The sequence below is a fragment of the Nocardia sp. NPDC050630 genome (assembly GCF_044457245.1).
Taxonomy (GTDB): domain Bacteria; phylum Actinomycetota; class Actinomycetes; order Mycobacteriales; family Mycobacteriaceae; genus Nocardia.
Genome location: NZ_JBITGN010000002.1, coordinates 416,127 through 433,769 on the forward strand (window position 1 = coordinate 416,127; position 17,643 = coordinate 433,769).

The window sequence follows — 17,643 nt, forward strand, 5'->3', positions numbered from 1 at the left end:
GGAGTAGTGCGATGTCCTTATCCAGAGGAAGATCCCAGCTCACCCCGCAGGCGCTGGACTATCTCGATTCGATTCTCGCGGGCGCGGTGGACGAGGCCCGCGCCGTACTCGTCGACCACGACGGCACGGGTGAACCGGGCGACGGTGGCTGCAACAGGTGTACCCATCCCACCTGTGTCGGCTTCATCCCAGGCGGCGGCGGGCTCTGCAAGCGCCCCACCTGCCAGCACAGCTTCTTCAGCCACCGCGTCTTCTGACGCACAAACAAACGTCGCTCCCGTTCTTATGAACGAGAGCAACATTGGGTACCGGGGCTACGCATTGACTTGCAGTGCGATCACGACCTCTTGTTCGTTGTCCGGCAGATAGTGGACCTGGATGATGCGACCGACCTGCACCTGGGCCACGCTGGCGGGTGGCAGGAATTTGTCCACACTTGTGGTGAAAGTCGTTCCATCGGGCCGGGTCACCACCAGGCCGAGCTCGATCTTGGAATACCCGTTGCGAATTTCGCCTGGCACCGACAGCGATCGCACGACGGCCTGCGCGGTAATGCCGCGCGCCGCGATATGGAGTTTCGCCTTGGTGGTGAAGCCCTTTCGGATCATGGATTCGTTCATGGCGCGCTGAGCTGCCGACATATCGCCGGACCGATCGACCTCGACCTTGTCGGTGCGATCCGGCAGATAACGCACGGGCAGCACGACACCGGGCTGCAACAGGGCGAGTTCGGTGAGCGGAACGATCATTTTGGCGTGCGAGTCGAAGATCTTGCCGTCGACGCCCTCGACGCTGAAGTCGATGCGGATCTGCGGCTGGTCATTGACGGTCAGACCGGTCTGCCGGAAGGACTTGATGGTGCCGATGCCGACCAGACCATCGCGGAAGGCCGAGCTGTTATTGCCGGTGAAGGCGGCCAGGATGCCCTCGCCGGTGAAGGCGAAGACGATCGGGACGATGGTCAGGGCGATGATCGGCAGCGCCATCTGCGGTCCGACCCAGGCGAGCGTGCCGTCGTCGAAGGGGCCGTAGCTGGTGTAGGTGAGGCCGTGCCAGAGGTAGTAGCCGATGGAGAGGACGAGGAAGGCGGCGGCGAGCGAGCGGGCGATGTTTTTCATGGTTTTCCCTTGTGTATGCGGAAGTTCGGCCCGCTCACGCCCCACATCGAAGGGGCGTGAGCGGGAATGGTCATGCTGGTGCGGGTCAGCCGCCGACCACGGTCGAGCAGGCGAAGGTGATGTCGAATTTCGAGCTCTTCGGGCTCGCGGTCGGATTGGTGAGGTCGGGTGCGCCGACGCCTTCACCGGTGACCTTGTAGGTGTTGCCGTCCTTGACGACCTTGGCCGAACCGCCGGGCATACCGTTGCCGAAGCCGAGGGCGTAGGGCAGGCCGTTCGCGCCGCCCTTGCTGCCCGCGACCGCGACGGCTTGGACGTTGTCGGTGCCGGTGATCGAGGCGCTCACGCTCAGGGTGCCGTAGGTGGCGTTACCGGTGTCGCTCAGCGCGAGAGCGAGGGTGTCACCCTGCTTGGCGCAGGTGGTCTCGAACTTGCCGTCGAGCGCCTTGCCGTCGACCGAGGCGCTGGACTTGCCCGATGCCGGCGCCGTGGCGGCCGAGGTGCCCGGCTTGGCCGAGGTGGTCGACGAGCTGCCCGAGTCGTCGCTGCATCCGGTGACGAAGAGGGCCAGAACGGCGGCCGAGGCGGTGAGAGCGGCGGCGGAGATGCGGACCGGCTTGCTGTTCATGATCTGTTCCTTTTGCTTCGCTCGGCTCCGGTGTTGGGCCGATACGAGAAAGGTAGGAATCGAACGCGCCCTACCGATCCCAGGTTTTTCGCAGTCTGAAACACGTGAAGTTCCGTTAACCTGGTCGAATGCGACGGCCGCGCGCGATGGTGCTGGACGAGGTTTGGCGCCGACTCGATGGCGTCGAACCGCTCAGTGGGCCCCATGGTGGTCCGCTGCGACGGACCGTGAAGCTCATCCTGGATCCGCTGGTCATCCGCCCTGTGCAGAATCCACTGTGCGCGGGCCCGATCCTCACCGCCGACGGTGCGGTTCTGCTCGCCACCCGCATCCATGCCGCCGCCGATGTGCTCCGCGCGACAGCGGCGTGGTTTTCGCTGCTGAAACAGGTCCGGCGGGCGCTGCGGATCACCGAGGGCAATCCGCAGGATTTGTATTTCCAGCGTGCCTTCGAACTCGCCACCACATCGGGTATGCCGGATCCGGACCGGGACCGAGCCAGCGCCGAGGCGACACTGCGCGAGGTCCACGAATTCGCGGCCGGACGGACGACGCAAGCGCTCAAGGAGTACATCACCGCAGGTGCGCGGACCGCCGAACTCGGGTCGTTGATCGATATCGCATGGAGGCGGCGTCCGGTGGGCGCATCGACCGGCGAGCACGCCGAACTGTTCGCGGCGCTGCTCGATGCAGCCGCGGCTCGCGACGGTCGCGGCGCCGAGGGGCAGCAGACATTCGATCGGCTGATCGCCGGCCACGCCGGGACGCATGGGGGAATCCGACTATGGGGCACCAGTTTCGAGCCGACCGCACATCAGCTCGGACTCACCGCGGTCCCTGTTCCGCAGCCACCGGCGCTCGGCAGGTCGGCCTCGAAGGCAAGTCTCGGCCTACCGTTCGATCGCACCATCTACGAGCGCGTATTCACCGTGCTCCAGGCGTCGAGTGAACGGGCCGAACTGCCGCCCATTCCGGAATTGGTGACCTCTGAGATCGCCCGAAGTTGTTCGCCCTGGGCACTTTTGGATGAATCACTGCGAGTCGCCGCGACGGCGGGGGCCGCGCTCGCGCTCGGGTTGCGGCCGATCGCGTTGCACGGCGCGCAGTCGGCGGCGACCGAAACGGCGGCGCATCGGGTGATCAATAGTCGCTGGCAGCGCGAGGCTTACGTCCTGCAGGCGCGGCGGCTCGCGCTGCGCGCCGATATCGAAATGCCGACTGGCCCATTGGCCGCGATCGCGAACGACCTGCGCACGCCGTGGCGGCCCTATCTGCGGCGGCTGTGGGTTCGCCTGCACGGACGCGATGTCAGGGAGTTCGGCGTCTACGAGCCGGATGAGCTGTGGGATCTGCTCGATGGTGTGGCGCGCTCGGTCATGCTGGACCATCGCATGCGGGTCAAACAGGCGTTGAGTGTGAGTTCCCTGGTCACCGAGCCGGACCCGGCGGAATCGAGGGCGAGCTGATGAGCGCGACCGTGCGGATCGGACCGGCCGGAGGTGGGATCTGGATCGTCGCGCCCGACGGGGCGCCGACGGTGTTGGACGACGGCGCAGCGATAGATGTGATGGTGCTGGAGGTGGTCGGTGGTCACCTGTCCTGGAGTCTTCTTGCCGGACAGAGGATTCCGGCCGCGGTGATCGATGATGTCGAACTCGCCCAGGATTGGTTGTGGGCGGTGTACGGCGAGCGGATTGCCGTTGCCATCGCCGACTCCGAGAGCGGCGAAACCGAATTCACCGACGTGGCCGAACCCGCAGTGCCAGATCTGGTGGCCGCGGCTTGGCGGCTCGGGTTCGCGTATTGGGCCGCGCGATGGTGGCCCGCATCGACGATCGATGGCATCACCGCGCTCGACGATCGGCTGCTGGACCAGGAGATCACGACACTGCGCGCGGAGTGCGAACCGCTCATCGGCGATGATGCGCCAGCACCGGACGATGAGCCGATTTCGACCGATATCGCCGCCGATGACGAAATACCCGCCCACGCAGAAGATTACGCGCTAGCGGCCGGTGGCGCCCCGCACCGTCCTGCCGGGGCGCTTTCGCTCGGACGCGGCACCGTCGGATGGGATTGGCGACGGTGCCCACCCGGTCTCATCGATGCGTCCGAGCGTGCGGTGTCCTGGGAATCGACACGGGATTCGGGAACCACGACGGTCCGCGTGACCGCCGTGGCCGCGCCCCAATTGTCTTCGGCAGCACCGGCACACCTGCACCCGCGGGCATTGGTCACCACACCGGCCGGCACCGCCGAGGCCGAGTTGGATCTGGTCGGCGATCTGTGGACCGGCGCGACCATCACCACATCGGATTCCGTTTCGGCGGTGGATGTCTATGTGCCGGGTGTCGGTGCGCCCGGCGCACCCGAGTTGGGTGGTCCCGAGATCCGGCAACAGATACGTGAGCTCGCGGCCACACGACTGCGCCGGGCCACTGCCGCCGACGATGCCGTCGATGCGCCCCTGCTCGCCGAAATCGCGGCCGCCGCCTCGGATTCGGACTTCTGATGTTCGCCGATGACGGTCGCGAGCGACTTGCCGAAGGAGCGGCCGCCTATCAGCGCGGCGATGTCGTCGAGGCGAGACGGCTGTTCGAGGAAATCGCCCGGACGAGCACCGACGGACTGCGGGTCAGTGCGCTGGTCAATGCCGCCAGCATGAGCGATGAACTCGGCGATCATGCCGGGGCGATCGTCATGTTCCGCGAGGCGCTCGCACAAATGCCCGCGGACGCGATCGAAAAGCGGCCCGCCGCACTGATCAACCTGTCCCAGGCGTTGCAGCACGTAGGCGATCTCGATGGTGCACAGCAGGCGCTGGAACAGGCGCGGGCGCTACTCACCGAACACAATGACGAGAGCATGCAGCGCGTGGCCTGCCTGCTATCGCTGACCGCGGTGGCATTTCATCGCCAGAGCTGGGCCTACGCCATCGAACTCGCCACCGAATCATTGGATGCGGCAGTGCGTTTCGCGCCGCACCTGGCCGGACATCCGCTCTCGACGCTCGGCGGTATCTACTTCGAGACCGGACGGCGCGAACTCGCCGTCGACTTCATGGGCCAAGCCCTGGCGGCCTTCGATGCCGCCGGCGATCGCAATGCCGTCGCCGAGACGCAACAGAATCTGGCCGTCATGTACATCAGGTTGGATCGGTTCAACGAGGCGGAGCAACCGCTACGGTCCAGCCAGGAGTACTTCGAGCGCGCTGAACTCGGGTATCGGGCGGGCGTCGGGCTCAAGACCATGGGATTTCTCGCCGAGGGCAGTGGCGATATCACTGCGGCACATCAACTCTACCGCCGCAGCCTCGACTATTTCCAGGATACCGGTGCGGTGCTCGATGCCGCCGATGTACGAGTGCGCCTGGCGACCCTGGCGTACTCGAACGGGCATTACGACGAGGGTGAAGCCCTCATCGGCGAAGCGTTCGGCGCCTATGCCGAGCGCGGTCTCGGATTGCACTGTGCCCACATCGATTTCTGGCACGCGGCGCTGTTGGAGCCGGTCATCGAGGCGGCCGAAGCGCCGGATGCCGCGCTATTGGGGCGGGCGGTCGAACTCGCGGTGGCGTCGGCGCTGGCCATCGATGCCGTGCGATACACCCTGCCCAATGGCCATCAACGCGAGAAATGGAATCGCCAGATCGCCGATCCGGCAATGCGGATGGCCTTTCGGTTCGCCTATCTGTCGGGCAATGCTCCGCTGATCGTGGATCTCATCGAAACACAGTGCGCGGGTACGACATTGGATATCGCCCGATCCACGGTCGCTGCGCCTCCGCGACTACCGCTCGAACTATTCGATCCACCAGTGGAGGTGGCGCAACCGACGGTGCAGGTCGGGACCGGGCCGCAGAGTGGGTCGGCACCACAGCTGGGTACGGCGCTGGCCTGGGTCGCCGCGAGCGTCGGACTGCCGGTGGTACCGCCGCCTCGGGTGGCCGTCGCGCCGGACGGACATATCGCATTAGCGGCGTTTATCGAGGCCGCCGAGCGGCGGTATGGACATCCGGTGCGCGATAGCCGGGTGCTGCCCGCATGACCACATCGGAACAACCGACCGTCATTGTGCGGATGGCGGATGCCGGGGATCTGTACATGTCGTGGCGCTGGTCACGCAATGAATACGCCCAGGGCGCGAGCATGCTGCCCGGGGACGCGATCACCGAGGCGGTCGAGCAGTTCGCGCAGGCGCTGCCGAATCCGTCGGTGCCCGGCGGACTCGAACACGCCATGAGCACCGGCGCATTCGCCTCGTATGACGAGGAATATCTTGTCGCGCAGTCGCTTTCGCGCGCGCTCCTGCCTTATGGCCTCGCCACACAGTTGTACGACCTGCACGTACGCGGTGTGCGCCCACATATTCGGCTGCAACCCTCGCCCCGAGTAGCTCAGATCCCCTGGGAGATCATCGCTCCCGATCCCGAGCTGCGCCTGGTGGATATCGCCGATGTCAGCCTGCTCGCTCCGGCCAGCATTGTGCATGGTCCGGACCGCTCGGCACGCGCTTGGTCCGAGACGAGTTCCCTGCCAGTGGTGGCGGTACTGGACCCACGCGTTCCCGGCTTCCGCGCGGACTCCGCACTCGGGTCCGTCCTCGGCCGGATGGACCAGAAAGCCCCACTGGCTCAGCGGGTTGCCTCGTATTCCAACCAAGGCAGACTACTGCCCGCCGTCGATGATCCGATCGACGCATTCCGCCGCACGGATATCGATCGAAGCTGGTTGAGCGAAGCGCTGCGCGGGGGCGCCAGCCGCCTGACCTACGTTGGGCATGTAACCGCGGCCGCCCCCGAATCCGGCCAAAGCGAAGCATCCGAACTACATCTCGCCTGTGATTCCGACTCCATCGGCTTCGCCACCCCCACCCGAGCCCACCGTCCCCTTTCGGCCAAGGACCTACTGCTGGGCACCCACACCCTCACCACGGAACCCGTTGCCGGACCCCAACTCTGGCCCATTCCGAGTCGAGTCGCCCTGATCGCCTGCGAAAGCGGCGGCGATATGCGCTTCAGTGAGGCACTCGGTCTGGTCGCCGCCATGATCAACGGCGGCGCCGAACTGGTCACCGCCAGCCGCTGGCCCCTCCCGACCGACCTGGCCTTCCAACGCCTGGCCGGTGCACCCCCCGACGCCCGCCCGCTCCAAGACGCCATCTGCGCCATCGACGCCGCCCATGAGCACCCCGACCCGGTAGCCGCCCTCGCCACCTGGCAGCGATCTCGCCTGACCGCCTGGCGCACCACTCACGCCATCGAACACTCCCCCCTCCTCTGGTCCGCCTTCGCCACCGTCCGCACCTGACCGGCTGCCGGTAGGTCTCGGATCGCTTAGCCACGACGCAGGCGCCCTTCTGGCCTTCGCCGATCTCGACCTCGACATGCAGGCCCTCATCGGGGGACTTGAAGCCGGGTTCATCGGCGATGAGCTGGCCCGACCACCCGAAAAAATCTATAGCGACAGCTGTAGACATTCGACGCAAGATGCGGTAATTTCTGTGGCGTCGGAAGAGAAGGAAGTATCCAAACGGCACGGGAGATGATGAACTGCCCGTGATAGTAAGACGGCGGATGCGGCCACGGGACCAGCAGTTACGACGGTCCCGTCGCCCGCCGGACAGGAAGATGAAGTTGCACGGAAAGATGAAGTAACCCCGTGAGGAGAAAGGAGGCATTGCCCGTCGGGTCACCCGTGAAGATATGCAGTTGGGGTGATCGCCGACGTCTCGGTTACATGTCGGAAGACGAAGTAATTCCCCCTTTCAGTGCCCCGGCGCCGCAGGCGCCGGGGCACTTCGGCGTATGGAGGCCGCACGATTTCTGAACCAACGACCGCGAACGAGAAGTTCGACGATGACGACTACCCCGCTTACAGCATGGGCAGGGCCGCGGATTTGCTCGGCACCACTCAAGCATTCCTGCGCAGCCTGGACGAAGCGAAACTGATCACCCCGCAACGCTCCGCCGGCGGGCACCGCCGCTACTCCCGCTACCAACTGCGTATCGCCGCACGCGCCCGCGAACTCATCGACCAGGGCACCCCCTTGGAAGCAGCGTGCCGCATCATCATCCTCGAAGACCAACTCAGCGAAGCACTCGAACTCAACGCCAAACTCACCCAGCAGGACTGACCAGTCCTTGCCACGTTCGGCCAGGTGGCGTGCCGGATCAGTCCTACGGGCGCCGGGGCCGAGTTCGGGCCCACGATCTTGTCGCCAGCGCGTATTCGACTCCCCATCGGGTCGCGAGTTGCGCCACCAGCAGCAGTCCGCGCCCGCCCGAATAGTCGGGCCACGGATCCACGCCGTCGGCTGAGCCCGGTCATCCGCCGAGGGAGACGAGTGCTCTTGTTCAGCTGACCCCTCGCCGTCAGACGCTTCCCCCGTGTTGGCGAGATCATCATGACTCCGCAATAGGCCTGTACAGGTACGGGATGCAACCGGAGACTTCCCATCCGCTCCGGCTGGCGGGGAATCAGCAGCGGTCTTTGGGCTCAGGACCGATGAGCCAGGAGGTGTTGCATCACGAGACGGGTGAGGGATTCGGGGGCTTCTTCGGGGAGCCAGTGGGAGGCGTCTTCGAGCATTTCGAAGCGGTAGGGGGCGCTGACGTGCGCGGCGGTGGCCAGGGCGGCGGTGGAGGCGATGGTGGGGTCTTCGGTGCCCCAGACATAGAGGGTGGGGACGGTGATCGGGGCGGTCGGCCCGGCGAGCGGGAAGGCTCGGTACCAGTTGAGGGCCGCGGTGAGGGCATCGGGGCGGGTGAGGCGGTGGACGTAGTCGTCGATGCGTTCCTCGGGGATCTTCCAGTCGAAGATCTTGCGCAGAGCGGCGGCGTCATCGGCTAAGAGGGCGCGTTCGGGGGTGCGGGGCTGGCGGAAGTAGGTGAAGTGTTGGGCTCGTTGGGCCTGGTCTTCGTCCTCGGTCATGGCCTGCAAGAACGCGGTAGGGTGCGGCTGTGATACGGCGGCAAGGGTTCGGATTCGTGCCGGATGCTCGGCCGCTACCGCCCAGGCGACGTGTGCGCCCAAATCGTGCCCGACGAGATCGAAACGCTGCCAACCCACTTGGTCGGCGATGGCGATGACATCGGCGATCAACTCCTCGACGCGATAATCGGTGACCTTGTCCGGACGCACGCCCGACGAATAACCGCGCTGATCGGGCGCGACGACATGGCAGCCGCCGCCACCGAGGGCGCTCAGCTGGAACTGCCATGCGATGGCCGATTCCGGAAAGCCGTGCAACAGCATCACTTCGCGTCCACCTGCTACGCCGCTGGTCAGGGCGTCGAAGGTGCCGAATTCTGTCGGGATCTTGGTTGCCTCGAGCACGGCGTCGACTTTATAGGCAGGCACCGACCACAGACGCCGAACGCGGCATCGGGCAGCGGGGTGGGTAAGCGCTGCGGATGCCGCGTTTTGCGGAGTTGGTCGATTGGATCCGAATTCAGCGGGCCTTGCGGATGCCGAGGTATTGCAGGGCCGCGAAACCGCCGACGGTGGCTGCCTGCATGACGGTCCAGATCGAGCCGACCAGGTTCAGTTCGAGTGCGCCCTCGATGAGAGCGGCCAGGCTGACCACGACCCAGACGGCATTGCCCGCGGCGACCACGGCGGCGGCCTTGGTATTGATGGTCTTGGACATGCCGACCAGGGCGACACCGATGCCATAGAGTGTCAGGAAGATTCCGATCGGGATGCCGATCTTGCTGTCCAGGCCGAGCAGAGATTCCAGCGGGCCCGAAAGTGCCAGGTAGGCAAGGCCGTTGACGGTGGTGACGACCGAGTCCAGGCGCAGCGAGGTGCGCAGCAGGTTCTGGCCGGGGGCGAGCAGGGTCGACATGTAACTGGGCGCAGTGGTGGTCATGACTGGTATTTCCTTCTGGGGTAACGAGTTCGGATGACTAGGGGCCGCCACCGGAAGCGCGGTACCTGCGGCGGGGGTGGGGTCAGGCGGCTGCCGGAACCTTGTCGAGGAAGCCGTAGACGTTGGCGATACGTCCGTCCTCGATGACCGCGACGTCGAAGCCGACGATCACGGCGGGGGCATCGGCGGGGCCGAGTTCCCAGGTGAAGCGCACCTGGTTGTGGTGGGCGTCGACCGGTCCGGCGAGGGTGAAAACCCAACCCGGGAACTGGGCTTGCACACCGGCGATGGCCGCATCCAGTTGATCGTGTCCGGCGACTGCCGCCAGCGGATCGATGTAGCTTGCCTCCGGGGTGAACACGGCCTCGATTCCGGCCTTGCGTGCGGCGGCGTCGGTGGTGTTCCAGACTTCCAGGTACTGTGCGACGAGCTCGTTCATGATGGCCTCCTAGGCTTCTGATCTGCGGTTTCTCTGTCGTTCTCGCTGACAGGAACTACGTTATGGGCAGAGCCATGGGTGCCGAATCAGTCATCTATAAGTACTTTTCGCCGACCTATACGTATGCGGTCAGCGAGCTGCGCCGCGCAGGTTCAATAGCATCTCGAATTCCGGCCGCGGATCGTCGGGAGCGACCGTCCCGCGCACACCCGTCCGCACAAAGCCGTGCCGCAGATATAACCGCTCGGCCGCCGTATTGCCCTCGGCGACCTCCAACCACACCTTGCGATGCCCGGCATCGACGGCCCAGTCGACTACCGATCGCACTAAGCGATCCGAAATGCCAGTGCCCCGCGACTTCTCGGCGACCCACATCGAAATCAGGTGCGCCCCAGGTCGTTCGGGATCAGCGTGCCCGCCGACGGTCCCGACATCGATGCCGCCGACACTCGCCACGAACTGCACACGTTGCGCCAGTAGGTCCGACCAGACCTGGTCGGACCTACTGCGCGCCTCCTCCAACGTCGCGCCGAACGCCTGCGGCGCATCCACCAGGGCACGCAGGCGGATGCTCCGAAATGTTGCCCACTCCTCGCGGCTCAGCAGGCGCACATGAACCCGCGGGTCACCAATCCCCATCCCGCCATCTCTACTCGAATCAGAGGAGCGCGGCGAGTCGATTTCCACTCCCTGCGCCGAGGTGGGGGGAAGACTCAGTGGTCGTCGTAGTGGCCGTTGTGCGCGGCGTGGCGGTGACCGTCGTGGAGGTAGTCGAGGTGGTCGCCGTGTTGGACGGCTTCGTGGCCGCAATTGGGGCCGTGGGCGTGGCTGTGGCCTGCGTGTTCGGTGTGGGCGGCGGGTTCGCATTCGTCCCAGTGGCCGTTGTGTTCGCGGTGCAGGTGGCCGTCGTGGGCATAATCGGTGTGGTCGCCGTGCGGGACTTCGGTGTGACCGCAGCCGGTGCCGTGGACGTGCTGGTGTTCGGTGTGCTCGACATGCGCTGTGCTCATCGGAGCTCCTCGTTTCCATCGCTGGATATGTTGCGCCGAACGCGGCTACACATTAACAAGTGCGCATTTATCGATTTTACCAGGGGTGTGCTGGCAGTCACAAAACCTGGGAGAGGAAGCGCTGCAGCCGCGGGGTCCTCGGGTTGTCGAACAGGGCGTCGGGCGTGCCCGTTTCGACCACCTGACCAGCGTCCATGAACAGCACACTGTCGGAGACGCTGCGCGCGAAACCCATTTCGTGAGTCACCACGATCATCGACATCCCCTGGGTAGCCAGCTCGGCCATCAGCGCGAGAATGCCCTTCACCAGCTCCGGATCCAGCGCCGAAGTGGCCTCGTCGAAGAACATGATCTCCGGCTGCATGGCCAGCGCACGGGCTATGGCCACCCGCTGCTGCTGCCCACCCGACAGATTCGACGGACGCGAATCAGCCTTTTCGGCCAGTCCGACGACCTCGAGCTGTTCGACGGCCAGCGCCCGGGCGGCATCCTTGGTCAGCCCGCGCAGCTTGCGCGGTCCGAGCGCCACATTCTCCGCGACCGTCTTGTGCGGGAACAGGTTGAAGTGCTGGAACACCATGCCGATGCGTTGGCGCAGCTTGTCCGGATCTTCGGTGAGCACCGACTTGCCGTCCAACAGCACATCACCCTGATCGGGTTCGTACAGCCGGTTCAGCACGCGCAACAGCGTCGACTTGCCGGACCCGGACGGCCCGATGACGGTGGTTGTCTTACCCGCGTCGACATGGATATCGACGCCGCGCAGCACATGGTTGTGGCCAAGCGTCAGATGCAGACCGGTTCCGGTGAGAGAGGCACTCACGTTGTCGATTCGCTCGCTCATGGCCTATCCGCGCCCTTCCGTGATCGTGGCCGCCTCGACCTGGTCGATGGGCTGGTCGGGTCGACCGGTGCGCATCCGGTGGTCGATGTAGTTCACCAGGTGCGTCAGCGGGATGGTCAGCAGCAGATAGACCAGACCCGCGGCGACCAGCGGGGAGAGATTTCCGGTCTGCGCGTTGAGATCTCGGCCGACCGCGAATAGTTCGCGCTGGGTCGCGAGCAGTCCGAGGAAGTAGATCAGCGAGGAATCCTTGATCAGCGCGATGAACTGGTTCATCAGCGCGGGCAGTACTCGGCGCACGCCCTGCGGGATCACCACCAGCGTCATGGCCTGGCGGTAGCCGAAGCCGATGGCGCGCGCGGCCTCCAGCTGGCCCGTCTCCACCGATTGGATACCGGAGCGGAAGATCTCACCGATGTAGGCCGAAGCCAGCAACGCCAGTGCGATCGCCCCGAGCCAATACGGGTTGTTACCGGTGATATTACGAACGACGGGACCGATGCCGAGTCCGATTATCAGGATGATCACCACCGCGGGCAGGCCGCGGAAGATGTCGGTATAAACCCTTGCGGGCCAACGTAACCATCGCGTCCGGGAAATACCCGCGACCGCCAGCAGCATGCCGATGATGGTGCCGAGCACACCCGAAACCACGGCCAGGATCAGGGTATTCGGCAGACCGGTCTTGAACAGATCGGGAAATGCCTTGCGGTACAGCGACCAGTCGAAGAACGTCTCCTTCAACTGTCGCGCCGTCGATTTCGGCGCGTCCGGTCCGCTGTCGGTGGTTTTCTTCTCCGCGGCGATGGCGGCGAAGTCCGGAAGTTGCGGCGCCGGTGCGGCTTTCGAGCCGGGCTTCCATCCGGGCGGCAACTGCCTCGGCACCCAGTCGGCGTAGAGCTCGGCGTACGTGCCGTCGGCGATCACGGCGTCGAGGCCGCTGTTGAGTGCGTCGATCAGCGGCTGGTTGTTCTTGGCGACCGCGTAGCCGACGAAATTGTCCAGGCTGAAGGTGTTCTGGATGATCGTCGTGCCATCACCCGACTTCACCTGCCCCTCCGCCTGTGCCGACGGCGCGACCCAGGCATCGACCTGACCCGACTTCAGATTCGCGTACGCGGTGGCGTAATCCGGGAACTTCACCGGATCCAAATGCAGTTGGTTGACCACGTAATCGTCCTGCACCGTGCCCTGCACCACGGCTATCCGGTTGCCGCGCCCCAGATCCGAAAAGCCCTTGATGGCAGTGCCATTCGGGACGACGAGGGAAAAGTAGCCGAAGTCGTAGCCGTTGGTGAATCCGACGCGTTCGCGACGCTCGGCGGTCGTTGTGATGTTCGACGACCCGACATCGAAGCGCCCGCCGGAGACCTGCGAGAGCAGCGGCGCGAATTCGGTGCCCGAGAACTCCACCTGGAGACCGAGTTTCGCGCCGATCGCCCGCAACAGCTCATTGTCGAAGCCGGTGAACGAGCCCGCCGAGTTCAGGCAGATGCTCGGCGGTGCATCCGAGAGCGTGCCGACGGTGAGCTTACCCGGCGTGATCAGCCGCAGCTTGCTCGTATCGATCGCCGATACCGGCTGTGTACTCGCGGTGGTGTACTTGTCCGCGCCCGCCGCGGCCGCGGAGCCGAGATTCGTCGGCGCGGCCGAGGCCGCGTTCAGTCCGGGCGGCGCGCATTGGTCTCGCGCGGAGGAACCATCGCCGGAACCGCAGGCCGTGGCCGCGAGTCCGACGGCAAGCAATAGCACGGCGATCAACGCACGAGACCGCACAGCGAGCAGACCAGCCATGGTGAGGACCCTAGCGTCCGATTCGGCGCTAATCGGCAGCTACCCCGCGGCGCACGCTCCCTGGGGAACCGAGCATCCCCACCCTACAGCCGCCGGGCGTGCGCGGACGCGCCACCAAGACCCGCCCCCGGAATTCGGATCACGATGATTCGAACCCGATCGCCGACCGGCGTTACGCATCCAACGCAGCACGATTCTGGAGATCGGACCAGGATCAAGCCAGCCCTCTCACCGGCTCCGGATTCACTTCATCACGCCAACGAATCGCCCGTTCGACCTCACTCAGATCGAACTTCGGCCCACTCACCCCGATGGTGAACAGACTGACCCCGGCCCCGACGAATGTCGACGCCCGCTCCGCACCCGGCCATTGCACCGAACGCTCGATCCTCCCCTGATCGGTGCCGACATCGGCGCAGTGGTCGGTGAGTACCTTGTTCTTGCGCGCGAGCGCGTCGAGGTCGGCGAAGGTGTGCCAGATATCGGCGTACTGCGCGACCAGCCGCAGCGTCTTCTTCTCGCCACCGCCGCCGATCAGGATCGGGATATCGCGAGTCGGCCGCGGATTCAGCTTCTTCAGCCGGGCGGTGAGCCGGGCCATATTCGCCTTCAGCAGTGCGAGCCGGGTTCCCGGCGTGCCGAATTCGTAGCCGTATTCGTCATAGTCCTTCTGGAACCAGCCAGCCCCGATGCCGAGAATAAGTCGGCCATCGCTGATGTGGTCCACCGTGCGCGCCATATCGGCGAGCAGATCGGGATTGCGGTAGCCGCCGCCGGTGACCAGCGCACCGATCTCGATCCGTTCGGTCTGCTCGGCCCAGGCGCCGAGCATGGTCCAGCATTCGAAATGCGCGCCGTTGTGGTCGCCGCTGAGCGGATAGAAGTGATCCCAGTTGAAGGCGATATCGACGCCCGCGTCCTCCGCGCGCAGTACGGCATCGCGCAGGAGTCCATAGTCTGCGGCGTGCTGGGGCTGTAGTTGTACGCCGATGCGAACCGGTCGGGTCATGCGTCTGCTCCTCGTCGCTCGGTCTGGTTCCGTTCTCCTCAACCAATGCAACCTTATTCACAAGGTCGCCGTCGGGTTCCGCTTCGCAGAGACTCTTGTGCCCGGGAGTGGCGCTGTCGCCTGCGAAGCGAGCACATCCAGTAATATCGCCGGTCAACCCTTACTCGGATCGTCCGGCACGTTCCTGCCGGTGATGGGATGTGATTTGTCATGGCCACCGTGACCTTCGATAGCGCGACCCGGCTCTACCCCGGCTCGTCCAAACCCGCCGTCGACAAGCTGGATCTGGAGATCGCCGACGGGGAATTCCTCGTGCTGGTCGGTCCGTCCGGCTGTGGTAAGTCCACCTCGCTGCGGATGCTCGCCGGACTCGAGGATGTCGACGACGGGCGCATTCTGATCGGCGCCAACGACGTCACCCACGCCGAACCCAAGGAACGCGATATCGCCATGGTGTTCCAGAACTACGCGCTCTACCCGCATATGACCGTCGCGGAGAATATGGGCTTCGCGCTCAAACTCGCCAAGGTCGCCAAGGCGGAGAAGGAGCGCCGGGTGTTGGAGGCGGCCAAACTGCTCGACCTCGAGCCGTATCTGGATCGCAAGCCCAAGGCACTGTCCGGCGGTCAGCGTCAGCGCGTCGCGATGGGCCGGGCGATCGTGCGCCAGCCGCAGGTATTCCTGATGGACGAGCCGCTGTCGAACCTGGACGCCAAGCTGCGGGTGCAGACCCGCACCCAGATCGCCCAGCTGCAGCGTCGCCTCGGCACCACCACCGTGTACGTCACGCACGACCAAGTCGAGGCGATGACCATGGGCGACCGGGTCGCGGTGCTCAAGGACGGACTGCTGCAGCAGTGCGCGACACCGCGCGATCTGTACCGGGATCCGGCGAATGTCTTCGTCGCCGGATTCATGGGTTCGCCTGCGATGAACCTGTTCACGCTGCCGGTCGCCGAGGGCGCGGTCCAGCTGGGCAGCGCCACCCTGTCGGTGCCGCGATCGGTCGCCGATGCCGCAGAAGGCTCGGTGGTGGTCGGCGTCCGCCCCGAGCATCTGGAATTCGGTGCGGCGCAGGACAAGTCGGGAATCCAGATGGAGGTCGACGTGGTGGAGGAGCTCGGTTCCGACGCGTACATCTATGGCCGCACCATCGCCGAGGGCACGACGAATGGCGCAGGCGAAACCATTGTGGCCCGCGCAGATTGGCGTAACCCGCCGGAGAAGGGCACCCGCGTACAGCTGACGGCCACACCGGAACACACCTACTTCTTCTCCGCTGTAGACGGCCGCCGCCTGTCCTGAACTACGCTGCGCGTGCACTTTCCGCCGAATCCCGCTACTGGCGAAAAGTGCGCGCGCAGAATAGCTTCCACGCATTGATCGACCACTGCGGTCCGATCAGTGAACTGCTGCCAGGGTCGCGAGCGTTACTTCGGTGACCGCCTGCTGAGCCTGTCCGGCGGTGCCGGGGTGCGTGTAGTAGTCCACCCAGAGCAGGTCGGCACCACGTCGAACCACGGCCGAACCGGTCGCGGTACCGTCCTTGCCCTCATCGTTGTAGGCGGTACATGCCCTGTCGCCGAGACTGCTCGTAGTGTGGAGTTGCCCGGCGAAGCTGGTGTTCGCACAGGATGAGGCGAGTGCGTCAGCGGCGCGGTCAGCACCAGAGTCCCAGCCGACTTGGCCATGACGCAGCAGCCGCACTCGCGAGAAACCATATGTATCGGAGTCGATGGGACGGTCTTTTGCGGTGCGATACTGGCAAGCCGCATCCGAATCCGACGAGTAGGTCCCCTCGGGCTCGGGCACGCCATCCGGCACCAAATGCTCGAAAAGGCCGGTACCGATCGCCGCGCACAAGTCGGGCGGAGCGGCCGCGGCTGGATGCGACTCCTCGTACGTGGACAGAAGTTTCATATAGAGACCCAAGCCCGCGAACGTGAGAACCACAGCAGCCAATGGCAATAGGCACCCCCACTTGCGCGACGACGCAGACGACATATCGCCCCCTCGGATTTTTCGAACGAGTCTAGGTGCTGCGCGTGCGCCGCCGCACTCACCGAGACAACGCCAATGGCGTTCGCCCACGGCGGAAGGCCACCCGAAGGCCACAGCGCGTTCGTAAACTCGGCACTCGAACAGGGATCGGTGCGAGGAGCGGACGATGAAGGTAGCGGTGCTGGGGACCGGGCAGGTCGGACGCAGGCTGGCGAGCAAGTTGGTCGAACTCGGGCATGCGGTGACGCTCGGCTCGCGCACCGCCGATAATGCTGCGGCGACCGATTGGGCGCGCGAAACCGGTGGTGCCCATGGCACTTTCGCCGATGCCGCCGCCGATGCAGAATTGGTGATCAATGCGACGTCCGGCACCGTTTCGCTGGCCGCGCTCACCGCCGCGGGTGCGGCGAATCTGAGCGGGAAAGTCATTGTTGACGTGTCGAACGCACTGGATTTCTCCGCCGGATTCCCGCCGAAGTTGGCCACGCCGCAGGCGGGCAGCGTCGCCGAGCAGATCCAACAGTCCTTCCCGGACGCGCGCGTGGTGAAGACCCTCAACACCATGAACAATCAGCTCATGGTCGACCCGTCCCGAATTCCCGGTCGGCACAACGTCTTTCTCAGCGGCGATGACGGATCGGCCAAATCCGAGGTCGCCGACCTGCTGAAATCTTTCGGCTGGACCGACGAACAAATCATCGATCTCGGCGGCGTCGTAACCGCCCGCAGCACCGAACCCCTTGTCCTACTGTGGGTTCACCTCTACAACAAGTTCGGCACCGAGGACATCAACTACGCGGTTGTCACCGGCTGAGTTGCCCGCGCGCGCAAGCGCTGCGGCACCAGGCAGGGCGGCGTCAGCGGTGCGGCACCAACCGGATCGTCGGTGCGGCACCAGCGCAGGTCAGCGCTGCGGCACCAGAACGGC

Annotated in this window: 19 protein-coding genes; 8 read left to right on the top strand and 11 right to left on the bottom strand. The window is 65.2% G+C overall.

Annotated elements, in window-relative coordinates; genetic code table 11:
- Positions 1-11: 11 nt before the first annotated feature.
- A complete protein-coding gene (locus ACIBG0_RS09325; RefSeq protein WP_397030832.1) occupies positions 12-257 on the top strand; it encodes a hypothetical protein in 246 nt (81 codons plus the stop codon).
- 57 nt (positions 258-314) lie between these two features.
- Here the strand turns inward: ACIBG0_RS09325 and ACIBG0_RS09330 are convergent, their stop codons facing one another.
- Together ACIBG0_RS09330 and ACIBG0_RS09335 are read right to left on the bottom strand one after the other, a co-directional pair.
- Positions 315-1,118 carry a hypothetical protein gene (locus ACIBG0_RS09330; RefSeq protein ID WP_397030833.1) on the bottom strand — a complete coding sequence of 268 codons (804 nt, stop codon included), beginning with the start codon at positions 1,116-1,118 and terminating at the stop codon, positions 315-317.
- An 85-nt stretch (positions 1,119-1,203) separates the two neighbouring features.
- Positions 1,204-1,746 (bottom strand): lipoprotein LpqH, encoded by a 543-nt coding sequence (locus ACIBG0_RS09335; RefSeq protein ID WP_397030835.1) that lies wholly within the window; start codon positions 1,744-1,746, stop codon positions 1,204-1,206.
- A gap of 146 nt (positions 1,747-1,892) precedes the next feature.
- Between ACIBG0_RS09335 and ACIBG0_RS09340 the strand changes: the two genes are divergently transcribed.
- From ACIBG0_RS09340 to ACIBG0_RS09360, 5 genes are all read left to right on the top strand, one after another.
- Positions 1,893-3,212 carry a hypothetical protein gene (locus ACIBG0_RS09340; RefSeq protein WP_397031219.1) on the top strand — a complete coding sequence of 440 codons (1,320 nt, stop codon included), beginning with the start codon at positions 1,893-1,895 and terminating at the stop codon, positions 3,210-3,212.
- Entirely contained in the window at positions 3,212-4,258 is a 1,047-nt protein-coding gene (locus ACIBG0_RS09345; protein WP_397030836.1) for a hypothetical protein, read from the top strand. Before ACIBG0_RS09340 ends, ACIBG0_RS09345 begins: the two co-directional genes overlap by 1 nt.
- Positions 4,258-5,793 carry a tetratricopeptide repeat protein gene (locus ACIBG0_RS09350; RefSeq protein WP_397030838.1) on the top strand — a complete coding sequence of 512 codons (1,536 nt, stop codon included), beginning with the start codon at positions 4,258-4,260 and terminating at the stop codon, positions 5,791-5,793. Before ACIBG0_RS09345 ends, ACIBG0_RS09350 begins: the two co-directional genes overlap by 1 nt.
- Positions 5,790-7,055 carry a CHAT domain-containing protein gene (locus ACIBG0_RS09355; RefSeq protein ID WP_397030840.1) on the top strand — a complete coding sequence of 422 codons (1,266 nt, stop codon included), beginning with the start codon at positions 5,790-5,792 and terminating at the stop codon, positions 7,053-7,055. The genes ACIBG0_RS09350 and ACIBG0_RS09355 overlap by 4 nt, the downstream gene beginning before the upstream one ends.
- 571 nt (positions 7,056-7,626) lie before the next feature.
- A complete protein-coding gene (locus ACIBG0_RS09360) occupies positions 7,627-7,881 on the top strand; it encodes a MerR family transcriptional regulator (RefSeq protein ID WP_397030842.1) in 255 nt (84 codons plus the stop codon).
- 362 nt (positions 7,882-8,243) lie between these two features.
- Here the strand turns inward: ACIBG0_RS09360 and ACIBG0_RS09365 are convergent, their stop codons facing one another.
- The 8 genes from ACIBG0_RS09365 to ACIBG0_RS09400 all read right to left on the bottom strand — a co-directional run bounded on the left by ACIBG0_RS09365 (position 8,244) and on the right by ACIBG0_RS09400 (position 14,714).
- On the bottom strand, positions 8,244-9,083 hold the full coding sequence (locus ACIBG0_RS09365; RefSeq protein ID WP_397030844.1) for an alpha/beta fold hydrolase: 840 nt from the start codon (positions 9,081-9,083) through the stop codon (positions 8,244-8,246).
- 115 nt (positions 9,084-9,198) lie between these two features.
- Entirely contained in the window at positions 9,199-9,618 is a 420-nt protein-coding gene (locus ACIBG0_RS09370) for a hypothetical protein (protein WP_397030846.1), read from the bottom strand.
- A gap of 82 nt (positions 9,619-9,700) precedes the next feature.
- A complete protein-coding gene (locus ACIBG0_RS09375; RefSeq protein WP_397030848.1) occupies positions 9,701-10,057 on the bottom strand; it encodes a nuclear transport factor 2 family protein in 357 nt (118 codons plus the stop codon).
- A gap of 129 nt (positions 10,058-10,186) precedes the next feature.
- A complete protein-coding gene (locus tag ACIBG0_RS09380) occupies positions 10,187-10,696 on the bottom strand; it encodes a GNAT family N-acetyltransferase (protein ID WP_397030850.1) in 510 nt (169 codons plus the stop codon).
- A 74-nt stretch (positions 10,697-10,770) separates the two neighbouring features.
- Positions 10,771-11,067, bottom strand: coding sequence for a hypothetical protein (locus ACIBG0_RS09385; RefSeq protein ID WP_397030851.1), 297 nt, complete (start codon positions 11,065-11,067; stop codon positions 10,771-10,773).
- 97 nt (positions 11,068-11,164) lie between these two features.
- Complete coding sequence (locus ACIBG0_RS09390; RefSeq protein WP_397030853.1) at positions 11,165-11,911, bottom strand: amino acid ABC transporter ATP-binding protein; 747 nt, start codon at positions 11,909-11,911, stop codon at positions 11,165-11,167.
- 3 nt (positions 11,912-11,914) lie between these two features.
- Positions 11,915-13,705, bottom strand: a complete 1,791-nt coding sequence (locus ACIBG0_RS09395; RefSeq protein WP_397030854.1) for an ABC transporter substrate-binding protein/permease — start codon at positions 13,703-13,705, stop codon at positions 11,915-11,917.
- A 214-nt stretch (positions 13,706-13,919) separates the two neighbouring features.
- Positions 13,920-14,714 carry an LLM class F420-dependent oxidoreductase gene (locus ACIBG0_RS09400; RefSeq protein ID WP_397030856.1) on the bottom strand — a complete coding sequence of 265 codons (795 nt, stop codon included), beginning with the start codon at positions 14,712-14,714 and terminating at the stop codon, positions 13,920-13,922.
- Between the two features lie 210 nt (positions 14,715-14,924).
- Here ACIBG0_RS09400 and ACIBG0_RS09405 point away from each other — a divergent pair, with 210 nt between their 5' ends.
- Entirely contained in the window at positions 14,925-16,019 is a 1,095-nt protein-coding gene (locus tag ACIBG0_RS09405; RefSeq protein ID WP_397030858.1) for an ABC transporter ATP-binding protein, read from the top strand.
- 96 nt (positions 16,020-16,115) lie between these two features.
- Here the strand turns inward: ACIBG0_RS09405 and ACIBG0_RS09410 are convergent, their stop codons facing one another.
- Positions 16,116-16,634 (bottom strand): hypothetical protein, encoded by a 519-nt coding sequence (locus ACIBG0_RS09410; RefSeq protein ID WP_397030860.1) that lies wholly within the window; start codon positions 16,632-16,634, stop codon positions 16,116-16,118.
- A 247-nt stretch (positions 16,635-16,881) separates the two neighbouring features.
- Here ACIBG0_RS09410 and ACIBG0_RS09415 point away from each other — a divergent pair, with 247 nt between their 5' ends.
- Complete coding sequence (locus ACIBG0_RS09415; RefSeq protein ID WP_397030861.1) at positions 16,882-17,529, top strand: NADPH-dependent F420 reductase; 648 nt, start codon at positions 16,882-16,884, stop codon at positions 17,527-17,529.
- Positions 17,530-17,643: the final 114 nt, after the last annotated feature.